A 15,705-nucleotide genomic window follows, 5' to 3' on the forward strand; every position below is an offset into this window, starting at 1 on the left:
TGTAGTAGACGTACTACTTGGAGGTCTCATGGAGGCGGTGAGAGCGCTTGAAGGAGGCCTCGATCGCGCGAACACAGGAGCCGCGATCGAGGTCCGGGGCCTGCGTATGACGTACGGCCAGAAGCAGGTATTACAGGGTGTCGGCTTCACGGTGGGCGCCGGCGAAGTGATCGCCCTGCTCGGGCCGAACGGCGCGGGCAAGACCACGACGATCGAGATCCTGGAGGGCTTCCGCGCGCCCTCGGCGGGCCACGTGCGGGTGCTCGGCATCGAGCCGGTCCGCGGCGACGAGCGCTGGCGGGCCAGGCTGGGCGTGGTGCTGCAGTCGTGGCGCGACCACGGCCGCTGGCGGGTGCACGAACTCCTGCGCCACCTGAGCCGCTACTACGAGCCCTACGCGAACGCGGGCCGGCCGCCGTTCGACACCGCAGAGCTGATCGAGGCCGTCGGACTCGCCGAGCACGCCCGCCAGCGCGTCAACCGGCTGTCCGGCGGCCAACGGCGCCGGCTCGACGTCGCCATCGGCATCGTGGGACGGCCGGAGGTGCTCTTCCTCGACGAGCCGACCGCCGGCTTCGACCCGCGGGCCAGGCGCGACTTCCATGACCTCGTGCACCGCCTGTCCGACCTCGACGACACCACCATCCTGCTCACCACGCACGACCTCGACGAGGCGGAAAAACTCGCCGACCGGATCCTCATCCTGGCCGGCGGCAAGATCGTCGCCGAGGGCAGCGCCGACCAGCTCTCCCGCGAGTTCTCCCGCGACGCCCAGGTGCGCTGGAGCCGCGGCGGCGAGCACTTCGTGCACGCCACGGAGGACGCCACCGGCTTCGTGCGCGGGCTGTTCGAGCAGTACGGCACCGAGATCGGCGACCTGGAGGTGCGCCGGGCCACGCTCGAGGACACCTACATGACCATCGTGCAGAGGGAGGAAGCGTGAAACCCGCGCCGCACGCCGTCAGACTCGGCCTGGCCAGGGGCTGGATCGAATTCAAGAACAGCCTGACCAATCCGCCGGACCTCGCCTTCACGGTCCTCTCCACGGTGGCCTTCGTGGCCGTGCTCTGGTTCCAGCGTGACGCGACGGTGCCCGGCGGCACATTCACCCTGGCCGGGTTCACGCTGCCGAGCCTCCTCGGCATGCTGGCGGCCTTCAACGGCCTGATCGGCGCCATGAGCATGATCGCCGTCGAGCGCGAGGACGGCACCCTGCTGCGTGCCAAAGCACTTCCGCAGGGCATGCTCGGATACCTCATCGGCCGCATCACGGTGCTGACCCTCCAGGCGCTGGGCAGTATGGTCATCCTGCTGGTGGCCGGCCTGTTCCTGGTGCCCGAGCTCACTCGGGCGGGGCCCGGCGGACTGCTGCTCGTGCTCGTCATCACGCTGGCCGGGCTGCTGGCCACCCTGCCGCTGGGCGCGGTCATCGGCTCGCTCTTCAACAACCCGCAGGCGTCCACGGGGCTGTCGATGCTCGTCGTCGGCGGGCTCGTCTCCATCTCCGGCATCTTCTATCCCATCTCCGCGCTCGCCGGCTGGCTGCAGGCCGTCGCGCAGGCGTTCCCGCTGTACTGGCTGGGTCTCGGGATGCGTGCGGCGCTGCTGCCCGGCTCCATGGCCGCCGCCGAGATCGGCGGGTCCTGGCGGCCGGTCGAGATGGTCCTGGTGCTCGGCGCGTGGGTGGCGGCCGGCCTGCTCATCGCACCGCCGATCCTGCGCAGGATGGCCCGGCGCGAGTCGGGCTCGCTGATGGAGGCGCGGCGCCACCGGGCACTCCAGCGGGCCGGCTGAGAAGATACGCGGTGATGAGCGAGACCGTCTACAACCGCATCGCGCTGCTGCGCGCGGAGCGCAACGTGACCCGCAGGCAGCTGTCCAATGCCCTGGGCGTGCACTACCAGACCATCGGCTACCTGGAACGGGGAGAGTACAGCCCGAGCCTTTACCTGGCGCTGAAGATCGCCGAATACTTCGAGGTGCCCGTCGAGGTCGTCTTCTCCACCACTCCGTTCCCGCGGATCGGGGAGCGGACGGCCTGACGCGAATTCTGTCGGCCGCGCCGCCTACAGTGACAACATGCGACCGGTCACAGATTTGCAGCGGAAGGTGGCGCCGTTCGAGGTCGTCACCGAGATGACTCCCTCCGGCGACCAGCCGACGGCCATCGCCGAGCTGGAGCGCCGCGTCAAGGCCGGGGAGAAGGACAACGTCCTGCTGGGCGCCACCGGCACCGGCAAGACGGCCACGATCGCCTGGCTGATCGAGCGCCTGCAGCGGCCCGCGCTGGTCATGCAACCCAACAAGACGCTCGCCGCCCAGTTCGCCAACGAGCTGCGGGAGATGCTGCCCAATAATGCGGTGGAATACTTCGTCTCCTATTACGACTACTACCAGCCTGAGGCCTACGTCCCGCAGAGCGACACCTACATCGAGAAGGACTCCTCGATCAACGACGAGGTCGAGCGGCTGCGCCACTCGGCCACCAACTCGCTGCTGACCCGCAGGGACACGATCGTGGTCGCCTCCGTGTCCTGCATCTACGGCCTGGGCACGCCGCAGGAATACGTCGACCGCATGGCCAGGCTGCGCGTCGGCATGGACGTCGACCGCGACCAGCTGCTGCGCCGCCTGGTCGACATGCAGTACACGCGCAACGACCTCGCCTTCACCCGCGGCACGTTCCGGGTGCGCGGCGACACGATCGAGATCATCCCGAAATACGAAGAGCTCGCCGTGCGCATCGAGATGTTCGGCGACGAGATCGAGAAGCTCTCGACCATGCACCCGCTGACCGGCGAGGTCATCACCGAGGACGAGGAGCTCTACATCTTCCCCGCCTCCCACTACGTCGCCGGCGAGGCGCGCATGGCGGCCGCGGTCACGGGCATCGAGGCGGAGCTCGCCGAGCGGCTGTCGGAGCTGGAGCGGCAGGGCAAACTGCTGGAAGCGCAGCGGCTGCGGATGCGGACCACCTACGACATCGAGATGATGCGGCAGATCGGCACCTGCTCCGGCATCGAAAACTACTCGCGCCACATGGACGGGCGCGAGCCCGGCAGCGCGCCCAACACGCTGCTCGACTACTTCCCCGAGGACTTCGTGCTGGTCCTGGACGAGTCGCACCAGACGGTGCCGCAGATCGGCGCCATGTACGAAGGCGACGCCTCCCGTAAGCGCACGCTGGTCGAGCACGGGTTCCGGCTGCCGTCGGCGCTCGACAACCGGCCGCTGAAGTGGGAGGAGTTCCTGGAGCGCATCGGCCAGACCGTCTACCTGTCGGCCACGCCGGGACCCTACGAGCTGGGGCGGGCCAAGGGCGAGGTCGTCGAGCAGGTCATCCGCCCGACCGGCCTGGTCGACCCCGAGATCGTCGTCAAGCCCACCAAGGGCCAGATCGACGACCTGGTCCACGAGATCCGCGACCGCGCGGACCGCGACGAGCGCGTGCTGGTCACCACGCTGACGAAGAAGATGTCCGAGGATCTGACCGACTACCTCCTGGAGCTCGGCATCCGGGTCCGCTACCTGCACAGCGAGGTCGACACGCTGCGCCGCATCGAGCTGCTGCGCGAGCTGCGCACCGGCGAGTTCGACGTGCTCGTCGGCATCAACCTGCTGCGCGAGGGCCTCGACCTGCCCGAGGTGTCGCTGGTGGCGATCCTGGACGCCGACAAGGAGGGCTTCCTGCGCTCCGAGACGTCCCTGATCCAGACCATCGGCCGCGCCGCCCGTAACGTGTCGGGCCAGGTTCACATGTACGCCGACAAGGTCACCCCGTCGATGGAGCGGGCGATCGACGAGACCAACCGGCGGCGGGCCAAGCAGGTCGCCTTCAACCAGGCCAACGGCATCGACCCGCAGCCGCTGCGCAAGAAGATCGCCGACATCCTGGACTCGCTGCAGCGCGAGGACGCCGACACCGACAAGCTCCTGGGCGGCGGCGGCCGTCAGCAGTCGCGCGGCAAGGCGCCTACGCCGGGGTTCGCGTCGCGGCCGGTCGGGCAGCACGCCAAGGCCATCGCCGGGGAGATGCCGCGGGCGCAGATGGAGTCGTTGATCGAGTCGCTGACCGAGCAGATGCACCAGTCCGCGGCCGACCTGCAGTTCGAGGTGGCCGCCCGGTTGCGCGACGAGATCAAGGAGCTCAAGCGCGAGCTCAGGGACATGCGCGAGGCCGGGGTGCAGTAAGGGGTTCCTGGCCTGGGCAAACGTGCTCAGGGAGATCGTCGCGCCGGTCGGTGGTGCAGCTGCGCGCCGCCGGGTCGGCTGAGAGGCGGCCGGCGCGACAGGGGCCTAGGGGAGAAGGGTCCTGAGCGTCTGCGCGAAGGCCTCCGGGTTGTCCAGCATGATGTTGTGACCGGACTCGGGAATGCCGAGGACCTGGACGCCGGCCGCGCGCAGGCCGTCGGCCGCCTCCGGCGGGTCGCCCTCCGGGTGCAGGAAGGCGCGGGGGATCGTCAGGGCCTTGAGCATCTCGCGCATCGTGGGGTCGGTGCCTTGGGCGAGGCTGACGGCCGTGCGGTGCAGGCCGCGCAGGTCCGCCAGCCGCATCGTGGACCACCAGTGCGGTCCCACCCGGTCGCGCACCTCCTTCCACCCGTGCGCGACGAACTCCTCCTCCGTGTAGCTCGCGATACCGCTGCTGCCGGGCCGTACGGGAATCGGGGAGTATGGGTCCAGGTTGGCGTCCACAAGGATCAGGTTGGCGACCAGCTCTGGGTGGTGGGCGGCCAGGACGATGGCCACCGCCCCGCCCATGCTGTGCGCGATCATCGACGCCCCCGCGACCCCCGCCTTGCCCAGCGCCTCGGCCAACGCGTCCGCGTGGGCTTCGAGCGTGTAGGGGAAGTCCTGCGGCCGGTCGCTGATGCCGAAACCGAGCAGGTCGATCAGGAGGGAGCGGTGGCGCGCCAGGAGGGGATGGGCGGCGACCTCCGCGTAGTAGGGGGCGGAGGTGGCGCCGAGGCCGTGAACGTAGACACGGGCCGGCTCCGCGCCCGGCAACTCTACCCAGCGCATGCGAGCGCCGCTGGGGTGGACGATGGCATCATGCATGGCGGTCTCCTCATGTATCGGGGCCAATATATATCGGTCCCGAGGTATGATCGTCGTCATGCTGGAGCTGGCGATACTCGGGTTCCTCAGAGATAGGCCACTACACGGATACGACCTGCGTAAACGTGTGGCGGCCCTGATGGGGCACGTGCGCCCGGTGGCCGATGGCACGCTCTACCCGGCGATCAAACGGATGGCCGCGGCCGGATGGCTCGTCAGGAAGGATGAACCAGGGGCTGCGGCCGCGCCTCGCCGCATGCTCTACCTGACGGACGAGGGTCGTGCAGAGCTGGAGCGGCGGCTGCGGGAGCCGGACGATCTCGACATCAGCGATGAGAACCGGTGGTTCACGTTGCTGGCGTTCCTCCGCCATCTGGACGAGCCGAAGGAGCAAGGGGCCGTGCTGCGCAGGCGGCTGGCGTTCCTGGAAGAGCCGACCAGCTTCTTCTACGACGGCGACCGGCCGATGGCGGCCGAGGAGTTCGGGGATCCGTTCCGGCAGGGGCTGCTGACCATCGCCCACGCCACGAGCCAGGCCGAGCTGGCCTGGCTCCGCGCCACCATCGACGCCCTGGACGGTTCGCCGGCCTGACGTGCTGTCGCCCGCACGTCGCCGGACACCCGCCGTCGCATTGCCGCAGATAGGCCGCCGCACATCGAGCAGTCCCGCACAGGAGGATGGCGATCCTGCTCGAGTGGCGAGGTCGGGAGGGTGCCGCCGCCCGCAGGCGTGTGGCAGGCGGTCCCTGCCGGGAATGGGCTAGGGGGTGATTCCGGCCTCCGTGCGCAGGAGGTCGGCGAGGGAGTCCGGGTCGGCGGCCGTGACGCCCTTGGCGGCGAACCAGGTGGCGACGTTGCGGGCGTCGCGGTCCAGGAACGACGGTCCCGTCGGGTGGGCGATGACGTCCACGATCTGCGGCAGGTCGATGATCACCAGACGGCCGTCGTGCACCAGCAGGTTGTACGGGGACAGGTCGCCGTGGGCCAGGCCCTCGCCGGCCAGGGTGACCATGGCTTCGACCAATTGCTTCCACAGGTCATTCAGGCCGTCGGACACCTGGGCGAGGCGAGGGGCCGCGTATCCGTCCGGAGATCCGATGAACTCCTGCAGGATCTCCGTCCCCACGATCTGCACCGGGTACGGCACCGGAACCCCCAGCTCCCACAACCTGCACAACGCCCCGAACTCGGCCACCGCCCACTGAGCGGCGATCGCCTGCCTTCCGAAGGCGGTGCGGCTGGCCATGGCCCGGTTCATGCGGTTGTCGCGGGTCCTGCGGCCCTCCAGGTAGCCGGAGTCGCGGTGGAAGAGGCGATGCTCGGCGGAGCGGTATCGCTTGGCGGCCAGCAGGCACACCCGATCCGTGCCCGGCACGCCACGGGAGATCAGATGGACGTCGGCTTCCTTGCCGGTCTTGAGCACGCCGTGCTCGGAGTCGACGGCTGCCAGCTCGGTGACCAGCCAGTCGGGGTATGGACGGGGACCCTTCTCGGTGGGCGTGCTCTGGTCCCAGGTGGACCAGCGATCACCCTCGGGCGGGCTGTCATCGGCGATGGTGGTGTCGGGAGTGCTCTCGAGCCATGCGATGTCGTCGGCGTCGAGGGCGTGCTTGCCGCGGGTGCGGTGCTGCGAGTGCTTCGGCACGGTGGGATTGCTCCAGAGATGAGGCCCACCGGCGCGTCGATCGGGTCAGCTCAGCGGACGCCCGGCGGGAAGGAATGAGGACGCGGAAAACGGCACGCGAACAGTCGTCGTCACGGTCTCACCCTCCCTTCGCGTCGCGGCGAACGATCAACGTGGATGAGTATGCCGGGGTGGCTCCGGGCGCCGCAACCGATTATCCGCGCCCTGACGGTCTTGCTGGGGACGGCTTCACCGAGCTCATTTCCGGGGGTTCGTGCGGCGGTGGCATCAGGCGGCAGGACCTCCGGACGGCGGGAAGCCGCCCGATAAAGCGGATGCGGCGGCTGTGAAGCGGCTTGTAGCGTCTGCGGACATGCGGCGATGCGGGATGTGCGATCACTGGGAGCCGGCGGGGGCCTGCTTGTAGCCGGTGCGCCAGGCTGGTGGACGAGATCGTCGAGGAGGGGTGGCGGGCGTTCCTGGAGCGCGAGTTCGACACGACCGAGCCGTCCGACGAGCGGGTCATCGCCGAAATGGTCGTGGATGAGCCCGACAAGCACCCCTGGCGCGTGGTCGACGCCGCCTATGATCGGCTGACCTGCGCCGAATGCGGCGACCGGCTCAGCCGGGGCCCGGCCACGTGTGCCGCCTGCAACCTGGCGCACGGCTTCCGCTACTCGGCCATCGAGATCGACCGCCCGGGCGTTCCGCCGGGAAACGAGCACGCGCTGCGGGTGAACGTGTCCGTGGCGCGCCGGCCGTACGGGATCTCGGAGTCGGAGGTGCTGCTACGGCGGCTCTCGCTGCCGATCCTGCTCGACGGCCTGCTCCCCACGACGACCCAAGCCCAGGCCACCAAGGCGATGGCCAACAAGGGCGCCACGGAAGCCGAACTCGCCGCGCTGATCTACGCGGAGTGGGGCCGCGCCTGATCCGGCGGCTTCACGCGACGCCTTCATGGTGCCGCGTTGAGTAGCCGTCAGGGGAGGTCTTTGCGTTCCTCCATCGACCGGCGGTAGAGCTCGTCGATCTCCTCCAGCGGGTCCGGCGCCCGGCGGCGGGCCTCGATCTCCAGGTCCGTGCGGGAGGTGAGGTCGGCGATGCCGGAGGACGTGTGGTGGACCTGGTCGCCGAGGAGGTCGGCGCGGATGCGGGCGCACATGGCCGTCAGCTTGGCCTGGTGTTCGCGCAGCCGGTCCAGGGTGGCGTGGTCGATGTACGGTGACACGCGCCGCTGCTGGGCGTACATGCCGAGCTGGCCGTCGTGCACGTTGGCCTGTGCCTCGAGGTCGGCCAGAAGCCGCGGCAGGTCGCCGAGACCCCATCCCTGATGCTGCGCCTGCTCGACCGCCTGGCGGGTGAGCGACACCTCGCGGCGCAGGTCGAGGCGGAGGCGCTCGACCTCGGCGGCGTCGCCCGTGCCCATCGCGTTGACATGCGTGCTCAGCCGCGTCGCGGCCTCCTTGGCCTTGCCTGCCGCCTTCTTGCCCAGCTTGACCAGCAGGTAGACGCCGACGCCCGTCAGCAGCAGGAGGAACGCCAGGATCACTAGCACGATGACAAGGACTTCGCCGATCTTCGCCACCCCCTGTTGGTGTTGATGCCTAGAGGATAGTGCGCCGGAGCGGTCTTGGCGCGCACGACCAAGCAAGCCCTTGATACAACCGGAATGCTGTGTTTCAGTTCACATGGTCGCGGCTCAGGGCGGAAGGGGCTGTTGCGGGTGCTTGACGGCAAGGTTGTGATCATTACCGGTGGTGCGAGGGGGATGGGGGCGGCGACCGCGCGGCGGTGCGTCGCGGCCGGTGCGCGGGTCGTGGTCACCGACGTGCTCGTGGAGGAGGGTACGGCCACGGCCAAGGAGCTCGACGCCCGGTTCATCCCGCACGACGTGACGAGCGAGGAGCAGTGGGCGCAGGTGGTCGCGCGGACCGTGGAGGAGTTCGGGCGGCTCGACGGCCTGGTGAACAACGCCGGCATCGCCACCATGGTGCCCATCGAGCAGCAGCCGCTGGAGGAGTTCCAGCGGGTGCTCCAGGTCAACCTGGTCGGGGTCTTCCTGGGGCTCAAGTCCGTGGCAGGTGCCATGCGGACCTCGGGTGGCGGCGCCATCGTCAACCTGTCCTCGGTCGCGGGGCTCTTCGCCTTGCCGGGTACGGGCGGGTACGGCGCGTCCAAGTGGGGTGTGCGCGGCCTCACCAAGATCGCCGCCTTGGAGTTCGGCAAGGACCGCATCAGGGTCAACTCCGTGCATCCGGGCATGATCGTCACCCCCATGACCCAGGGGTTCGGCGCCGTGTCGGGCGAGGGCACCTTCCCCCTGGCCCCGGCCGGGCGGTGGGGTGAGCCGGAGGAGGTCGCGGAGGCGATCGTGTTCCTGCTGTCCGACGCCGCCTCGTACGTCACCGGCGCCGAGCTCGCCGTCGACGGCGGCTGGACGGCAGGGGAGTCGGCGCTGCTGCCCCGGTCGGAAGAGGTGGGGTGAGCCATGCCGTACGCGGACGTCGGCGACGACATCAGACTCTTCTACACCGACGACGGGAGCGGCGACGGGCCGCCGCTGCTGCTCGTCCATGGCTGGGGGACCGACTCGCACCAATGGTCCTGGCACATCGACGCGCTGGCGGCCGCTGGACGCCGGGTGATCGCCGCCGACCTGCGCGGGCACGGCTACTCCTCGGTCCCGGCGACGGGCAACACGCCCCGCATGATGGCCGAGGACCTGAACGCCCTGCTCGACCGCCTCGGCATCCCCCAGGTCGTCGCCGTCGGGCACTCGATGGGTGGCCAGGTGGTGTCGATCCTGGCCGTCGAGCACCCGGATCGGGTACGCGCGCTGGTCGCCCTCGACCCGGGTTACGGCATCACCGACGACATCGCCCAGGGGTTCCCCCAGATGATCGAGGGCCTGCGCGGCGAGCAGCCGCACGTGGTCGCCGAGGCGATCGACGAGTGGTGCACGAACGCCGCCACGCCCGCCGTCATCCGCCGCTGGCACAAGCGCAGGCTGTACGGCATGGCGCCGCACGTGCTCGCCCAGGCGTTCGAGGCCATGTTCACCGAGCCGGACGCCATCGGCGTGCGGCCGGCCAGCGACGACTATCTGGCCCGCAGGCGGTGCCCGGTGTTGTCGATCTGGGCCGATCCTGGCCGCGCGAGCTGGGAGGCGGGCCTGCTCAAGGTGCCGAAGTCGAAGGTCGTGTGCTGGGAGGGCTCCAGCCATCGGCTGCACGAGGAGCGCCCGGCCGAGTTCGTGCACCTCGTGGGTGGGTGGTTGCGGAGACTGCGCGGGTGAGGGGCCCGGCGGTGCGGAGGCCGCCGGGCCCTCGGCCGTGTGAGCGTGCCAGGGTCGGGGGCCACGGTGGCGCTCACACGTCTTGCGGTTGTTCGCTAACCGGGATCACCGTACGAGGCGCGGGAGGGGTGGCGGATCAGCCCGCAGGGGGAGTGGAGGTCAACCCGGAGGCTGACTTCGGGCGGCTCGGCGGCGGGCGCGGAAACGGCGTACCCGCCTGAACAGCCACCAGGCCAGGACGGCGAGCACCAGCAACGCGACGATCACCAGGATCGGGGCGAACACCGCGATCAGGCTCATGCCGAGCGACCCCGCGTCCTCCGCCGTGCTCACCACCGGAGCCCCGACGCCTGCCGTGCCCGCGTTGACCACGGGGCGGGCCGCCGCCTTCATCGCGTGCACGGCCAGCGCCACGACGATGCCCAGGAGCCAGCCCACCCACGGGTTCTCCGTCATCCACGTGGACTGCTCCAGTTCGGCGGCGGCGTTCGTGGCCGAGAAGACCACGCCGCCGGAGGCCGGGCGGATCACAGTCTGGATGGCGTCGTTGACGCTGTCGACGGCGGGGACCTTGTCGAGGACCATCTCCGCGGCCAGCAGCACCGCGATCACCGTGAGCACGCCCCAGTTCGACAGCCAGGAGTAGCCGTCGGGCAGCTTCACGGCGTCGGTGACGTTGGACAAGACACCCACCACCAGGAGCGGGATGTAGGCGTTCAAACCGGCGGCCGTGGACAGGCCCAGACCGGTCAATGCGGCAAGCATGTCACCAAGTCTGCCCGGCCTAGTCCGAACGTGCGGCCTCGTCCATGAGGGACGTCAGCTGGGGCCCGGTGAACTCGGCCACCGCCCGCTCGTACTTCTCCATCCCCCACGACCAGAAGTCGAAGTCGATGCTCTCGTTGGCGCCGTCCTGGATCGAGGCCCACAATGTCCAGCCGTACTTGGACATGAGGCCGAGCAGGCGGGCGCGGGCGATCTTGTTGCGGAGCCGGCGGCCGTAGTAGGCGGTGACGAGCTCCTCCAGGTGGCCGAGCGGCAGGTCGGACTCGCTCCAGACGTTGCCGAGCTCGAAGCAGGGGTCGTTGTTCCCGGAGTACTCGTAGTCGATCAGCCAGAGGCGCTCGCCGTCGTCGAGGATGTTGCCCGGCAGCAGGTCGTTGTTACAGGGGACGGTGCCTTCGTCGCGCACAGCCAGACATTTCCGGATTTCAGCGACAGTGGGCATGAAGTCGAGATATTTGGCAGGAAGCCGGAAGCCGCGAGTCTGGACGATCTCCAGGTAGCGCTGCTGGACGTCGAACATGTCGAAGTCGCGCACGAACCGCGGCCCTGCGTGCAGCCGCCGGCACGCCTGCGCCACGCGCGGTAGGTTCGCCGGATCCCGCAGGTCGGCCTCCGTGTACGTCCGCCCCGGCACGAACCCCACGACCAGCACCCCGAGCTCGGGCAGGTATGCGTGCACCGGCGCCCCCACCCCGGCGGCGGCCGCCGCGACCGAGTTCGCGTGCTCGGCGTCCCTGTCGATGGCCAGCAGCGCCCCGTCGCTGGCCCACACGCGCGCCACGTAAGCCCCATCGGGCGTGACGACCTTGTAGTTGTGGTTGGTCAGCCCGCCGGGCAACTCCTCGACGGTCCGCGGCACGCCGGACAGCAGCGGGATACGATCGAGCACCTCGGGCACGGCCATGCTCGATGCTAGGACGACCCGCGCTAAACGGTCTAGACCTTTTACGGCGTGGCGGCTAGCCTCGCGACCATGAGCGACTCGGCCCGCATCGTGATCATCGGCGGCGGCGTGGGCGGCGCGTCCGTCGCCTACCACCTCACCCAGCTCGGCGAACGCGACGTGGTCGTGCTCGAGCGGGACGAGCTGACCAGCGGCTCCACCTTCCACTCCGCCGGGCTCGTCGGCCAGCTGCGTGCCGACCCCACGCTGACCCGGATGAACCAATACTCCGTCGAGCTCTACCGCACCCTCGACGCCGGCTGGACCGAATGCGGCGGCATCAAGCTGGCCTCCACGCCGGAGCGGATGGCCGAGATCCGGCGCCAGATCGGCTGGGCGCGCACGTTCGGCCTGCCGCTGGAGGAGATCTCCGTGGCCGAGGCCGTGGAGCTGTTCCCGCTCATGGACCCCGACGGCGTGGTCGGGGCCGCGTACCTGCCGACGGACGGGCAGATCGACCCGTCGCAGCTGTGCTACGCCCTGGCCGCGCGGGCCCGCGAGGGCGGCGCGACCATCCGCACCGGCACCCGCGTGCTGGGCATCGACGTCGTGAACGGCCGGGTCGCCGGGGTCCGCACCGACCAGGGGGACATCGCCTGCGAGATCGTGGTCAACTGCGGCGGCATGTTCGCGGCCGAGATCGGCCGCATGGCCGGCGTGCGGGTCCCCATCGTGCCCATGTCGCACCAGTACGTGGTGACCGACGCCTTCCACGACCACACCGGCCTGCCCACGCTGCGCGACCCCGACCTGCTCGTCTACTACCGGCAGGAGGTGCAGGGCCTGGTCATGGGCGGGTACGAGCGCACGTGCGCGCCCTGGACGGCCGGCCTCAACGCCTACGACGCGGTGCCCGCCGACTTCAACGGCCGCCTCCTGCCCGAGGACTGGCCGAGGCTCGAGGAGATCTTCGACAACTCCCGGGTGCGGGTGCCGGCGATGGCCGACGTCGGCATCCGCAAGCTGATCAACGGCCCTGAGGCGTTCACCCCCGACAACGAGTTCTGCCTCGGCGAGACCGAGGTGGCCGGGTTCTTCGTGGCCGCCGGGTTCTGCGCGCACGGCATCGCGGGCGCGGGCGGCATCGGCAAGGTGATGGCCGAGTGGATCGTCGAGGGCGAGCCGAGCATGGACCTGTGGCACATGGACGTGCGCCGGTTCGGCCGCCACTACCGCTCGCCGTCGTACACGCTCAAGCGGGCGGTCGAGAACTACGAGACGTACTACGACATCCGCTACCCCGGGCACGAGCGGTCGGCGGGGCGGCCCCTGCGGGTCTCGCCCGCCTACGCCTGGCACGCCGCCCACGGGGCCGTCTTCGGGGAGAAATCGGGCTGGGAGCGGGTCAACTACTACGCGACCAACGACGACGGGGGAGGGGAGCGGCCGGCGGGCTGGGCGGGGCGGCTGTGGTCGCCCGCGATCGGAGTCGAGCATCGTGCCACCCGGACCACGGCGGGGCTGTTCGACGAGAGCTCGTTCGCCAAGATCGAGGTCACCGGCGCGGGCGCGGCGGAGCTGCTGGAGTGGGTGTGCGACAACCGGGTCGCCCGGGAGGTGGGCGCGGTCACGTACACGCAGGCGCTCAACCGGCGCGGCGGCATCGAGTGCGACTTCACCGTCACCCGGCGCGGCGAGCAGGAGTTCCTCATCGTCACCGGCACCGCGTTCGGCTCCCACGACCTGGGGTGGCTGCGCAAGCAGGCCGCGCACACCGGCTCCACGGCGAGGATCGCCGACGTGACCGGCCAGTACGCCTGTTTCGCCCTGTGGGGTCCGCGGGCCCGCGACATCGTCAAGGAGCTGACGCCGGACCCGATGGATTTCCCGTTCATGTCGTCGCGGGAGATCACCGTGGGGGACGTGCCGGTGCTGGCGCTGCGGGTGACGTTCGTGGGCGAGCACGGCTGGGAGCTCTACTGCTCCAGCGAGTACGGCCTGGCGTTGTGGCAGGCCCTGTGGCGGGCGGGGGAGCCGTACGGGCTGGTGGCCGGCGGCTACAAGGCCATCGACAGCCTGCGGCTGGAGAAGGGCTACCGGGTGTGGGGCGCGGACATCGGGCCGGAGACGACGCCGTACGAGGCGGGCCTGGGGTTCTGCGTCAAGCCCGGCAAGGACTTCCTCGGCAGGGACGCGTTGGACCCGGCACCTGAGCGCCGGTTGCGGTGCGTGACGCTGAGCGATCCCAGGGCCGTGGCGCTCGGCAACGAGCCGGTCCGGCTGGACGGCCAGGTGGTCGCCCGGGTCACCTCCGGCGGGTACGGCTACACCGCCCGCGAGTCCATCGCCTACGCCTACCTGCCGGCCGAGACGGGGGCCGAGGTCGAGATCGAGGTCGAGGGGGCGTGGGTGCCGGGCACGGTGGTCAAGACTCCGCTGGTCCCGTGACGCCGCTGCGTACCGCGATGCGGACCCGGTCGGGGCGGAACAGGTCGCGCGCGAACTCCACCGGCGTGCCGTCCGCCGCGTAGGCCGTGCGCTCGATCAGCATGAGCGGCGCGCCCGGCGCGATGCCCAGCTCGGCGGCGTCCCCCGGGCGGGCGATCACCGGGTCGAGGTGCTCGACCGCGGTGCGCGGCTCCAGGTCGTAGTGGGTGGCCAGGAGAGTGTAGAGCGAGCCGGTGAGGTCCTGGTCGAGCAGCCCGGGCAGGTCGGGGAAGTAGGAACGCTCGAGCGCCACCGGCGAGCGCCCGGCCGAGCGCACCCTGGCCACCTCGTGCACGGGCGAGCCCGCCTCGACCTCCAGCGCCCTGGCCACCGTGCCCCTGGCGGGCACCGTCCTGGCCGTCAGGATCCTCGCCTCGGCCCGCAGGTGAGCCCGCCGCATCTGCTCGGTGAACCCGGCCAGGCCCGTCAGGTCGCACTCGATGCGCGGCTCGGCCACGAACGCGCCGCCCGCCCTGCCGGGCACCCTGACCAGCACGCCGTCGTGCTCCAGCGTCGCCAGGGCCTGTCTGAGCGTCATCCTGCTCACGCCGAGCCGCCCGGCCAGCTCCCGCTCGCCGGGCAGCCGGTCGCCCGGCGCCAGCTCGCCCCTGTCGATGGACTCGAGCAGCCATCGCTCGATCTGCACGTGCGCGGGGACGCCGGTGCCACGCTCCAGTTCAGGCGGGGTACCGACCACACCGCATCTTGACATGGGGGCCGGTACCAACGCCAAACCCCCAGCCCTGTGCAGGTGGTCAGCCCTTGATGGCGCCCTGGGTGATCCCGCTCACGAAGCTGCGCTGGAAGAGGAGGTACACCACGACGATCGGCGCGATGACGATCAAGCAGGCGGCCGCCAGCAGCGGAATGTCCGTTGTGTGCTCGCCGACGAAGAGCCCCAGCCCGCTCGGCGCGGTGCGCCGGTCCGGGTCCTGCATCATCACCAGCACCAGCATGAACTGGTTCCACGACCACATGAAGTACAGCACCGACAACGTGGTGATCGCCGGCCACGAGATGGGCACCAGCACCCGCGCCAGCACGATGAGGTCCCTGGCGCCGTCGATCCGCGCCGCCTCCACGAGCTCCTCGGGCACGTTCGAGAAGTGCGTCTGCATCCAGTAGACCCCGAACGGCATGAACAGGGCCGCCTCGGCCAGGATGATGCCGACGTAGGAGTTGGTGAGGCCGACCTCGCGCAGGTTGAAGTAGAGCGCCACCACGATCAGCTCGATCGGCAGCGTGAGCCCCATCACGAACCCGAACGACAACGTCCGGTGGCCCCACACCCTGAGGATCGCCAGGCCGTAGCCGGCGAGCGTGGCCAGCACCACCGACAGCGGCACCACGAAGACCGCGATCAGCAGGCTCGAGCGCATGAGCGCGGTCATGTTGCCCCGCTCCCAGGCGAGCGTGAAGTTCTCCCACGACCACTGCTCCGGGATGCTCAGCCCGTTGAGCTGCGAGCCGGGCGGGTGCAGGGCGGCCAGGATGATGCCGGCGAACGGCACCAGAATCATGACCGCGAGCAGGACGAGCACTCCGTACCTGAGACTGACACCGCCGCGCATG

The 15,705-nt window shown here is 70.1% G+C and carries 16 protein-coding genes; 9 read left to right on the top strand and 7 right to left on the bottom strand.

Annotated elements, in window-relative coordinates; all coding sequences use genetic code 11:
- Positions 1 to 28 precede the first annotated feature (28 nt).
- Genes Q9G87_RS41430 through uvrB form a run of 4 tightly spaced genes read left to right on the top strand, consistent with a single transcriptional unit; the run spans position 29 to position 4,191 of the window.
- Positions 29 to 943 carry an ABC transporter ATP-binding protein gene (locus tag Q9G87_RS41430; protein WP_305922074.1) on the top strand — a complete coding sequence of 305 codons (915 nt, stop codon included), beginning with the start codon at positions 29 to 31 and terminating at the stop codon, positions 941 to 943.
- The gene (locus Q9G87_RS41435; RefSeq protein ID WP_305922075.1) at positions 940 to 1,794 is read left to right on the top strand and encodes an ABC transporter permease; all 855 of its coding nucleotides are present in this window, start codon (positions 940 to 942) and stop codon (positions 1,792 to 1,794) included. The genes Q9G87_RS41430 and Q9G87_RS41435 overlap by 4 nt, the downstream gene beginning before the upstream one ends.
- 14 nt (positions 1,795 to 1,808) lie before the next feature.
- A complete protein-coding gene (locus Q9G87_RS41440) occupies positions 1,809 to 2,042 on the top strand; it encodes a helix-turn-helix transcriptional regulator (RefSeq protein ID WP_305922076.1) in 234 nt (77 codons plus the stop codon).
- A 37-nt stretch (positions 2,043 to 2,079) separates the two neighbouring features.
- Positions 2,080 to 4,191, top strand: coding sequence for an excinuclease ABC subunit UvrB (gene uvrB, locus Q9G87_RS41445; RefSeq protein ID WP_305922077.1), 2,112 nt, complete (start codon positions 2,080 to 2,082; stop codon positions 4,189 to 4,191).
- 105 nt (positions 4,192 to 4,296) lie between these two features.
- Here uvrB and Q9G87_RS41450 read toward each other — a convergent pair whose 3' ends face one another.
- Positions 4,297 to 5,058: an alpha/beta fold hydrolase gene (locus Q9G87_RS41450; RefSeq protein WP_305922078.1), complete on the bottom strand. Its 762-nt coding sequence runs from the start codon at positions 5,056 to 5,058 to the stop codon at positions 4,297 to 4,299.
- 58 nt (positions 5,059 to 5,116) lie between these two features.
- On the opposite strand from Q9G87_RS41450, the gene Q9G87_RS41455 reads away from it, so the two are divergent.
- Entirely contained in the window at positions 5,117 to 5,650 is a 534-nt protein-coding gene (locus tag Q9G87_RS41455) for a PadR family transcriptional regulator (protein ID WP_305922079.1), read from the top strand.
- A 168-nt stretch (positions 5,651 to 5,818) separates the two neighbouring features.
- On the opposite strand, the gene Q9G87_RS41460 is transcribed toward Q9G87_RS41455, so the two are convergent.
- Positions 5,819 to 6,703, bottom strand: coding sequence for a serine protein kinase RIO (locus Q9G87_RS41460; protein WP_305922080.1), 885 nt, complete (start codon positions 6,701 to 6,703; stop codon positions 5,819 to 5,821).
- Between the two features lie 422 nt (positions 6,704 to 7,125).
- On the opposite strand from Q9G87_RS41460, the gene Q9G87_RS41465 reads away from it, so the two are divergent.
- On the top strand, positions 7,126 to 7,614 hold the full coding sequence (locus Q9G87_RS41465) for a hypothetical protein (protein WP_305922081.1): 489 nt from the start codon (positions 7,126 to 7,128) through the stop codon (positions 7,612 to 7,614).
- Between the two features lie 47 nt (positions 7,615 to 7,661).
- Here Q9G87_RS41465 and Q9G87_RS41470 read toward each other — a convergent pair whose 3' ends face one another.
- Entirely contained in the window at positions 7,662 to 8,267 is a 606-nt protein-coding gene (locus Q9G87_RS41470) for a hypothetical protein (protein WP_305922082.1), read from the bottom strand.
- A gap of 84 nt (positions 8,268 to 8,351) precedes the next feature.
- Here Q9G87_RS41470 and Q9G87_RS41475 point away from each other — a divergent pair, with 84 nt between their 5' ends.
- Together Q9G87_RS41475 and Q9G87_RS41480 are read left to right on the top strand one after the other, a co-directional pair.
- Complete coding sequence (locus Q9G87_RS41475; protein WP_371825906.1) at positions 8,352 to 9,167, top strand: glucose 1-dehydrogenase; 816 nt, start codon at positions 8,352 to 8,354, stop codon at positions 9,165 to 9,167.
- Positions 9,168 to 9,170: 3 nt separating this feature from the next.
- Positions 9,171 to 9,977 (top strand): alpha/beta fold hydrolase, encoded by an 807-nt coding sequence (locus Q9G87_RS41480; RefSeq protein WP_305922084.1) that lies wholly within the window; start codon positions 9,171 to 9,173, stop codon positions 9,975 to 9,977.
- Between the two features lie 159 nt (positions 9,978 to 10,136).
- Here Q9G87_RS41480 and Q9G87_RS41485 read toward each other — a convergent pair whose 3' ends face one another.
- A complete protein-coding gene (locus tag Q9G87_RS41485) occupies positions 10,137 to 10,742 on the bottom strand; it encodes a DUF4126 domain-containing protein (protein WP_305922085.1) in 606 nt (201 codons plus the stop codon).
- Positions 10,743 to 10,761: 19 nt separating this feature from the next.
- On the bottom strand, positions 10,762 to 11,667 hold the full coding sequence (locus Q9G87_RS41490; protein WP_305922086.1) for a phosphotransferase: 906 nt from the start codon (positions 11,665 to 11,667) through the stop codon (positions 10,762 to 10,764).
- A 69-nt stretch (positions 11,668 to 11,736) separates the two neighbouring features.
- On the opposite strand from Q9G87_RS41490, the gene Q9G87_RS41495 reads away from it, so the two are divergent.
- Positions 11,737 to 14,094: a GcvT family protein gene (locus Q9G87_RS41495; RefSeq protein ID WP_305922087.1), complete on the top strand. Its 2,358-nt coding sequence runs from the start codon at positions 11,737 to 11,739 to the stop codon at positions 14,092 to 14,094.
- Here Q9G87_RS41495 and Q9G87_RS41500 read toward each other — a convergent pair.
- Positions 14,072 to 14,830, bottom strand: a complete 759-nt coding sequence (locus Q9G87_RS41500; protein ID WP_305922088.1) for a GntR family transcriptional regulator — start codon at positions 14,828 to 14,830, stop codon at positions 14,072 to 14,074. The genes Q9G87_RS41495 and Q9G87_RS41500 overlap by 23 nt on opposite strands.
- A gap of 58 nt (positions 14,831 to 14,888) precedes the next feature.
- Positions 14,889 to 15,704 (bottom strand): carbohydrate ABC transporter permease, encoded by an 816-nt coding sequence (locus Q9G87_RS41505; RefSeq protein ID WP_305922089.1) that lies wholly within the window; start codon positions 15,702 to 15,704, stop codon positions 14,889 to 14,891.
- Position 15,705: the final 1 nt, after the last annotated feature.

It is taken from the genome of Nonomuraea turcica (assembly GCF_030718205.1).
GTDB lineage: Bacteria > Actinomycetota > Actinomycetes > Streptosporangiales > Streptosporangiaceae > Nonomuraea.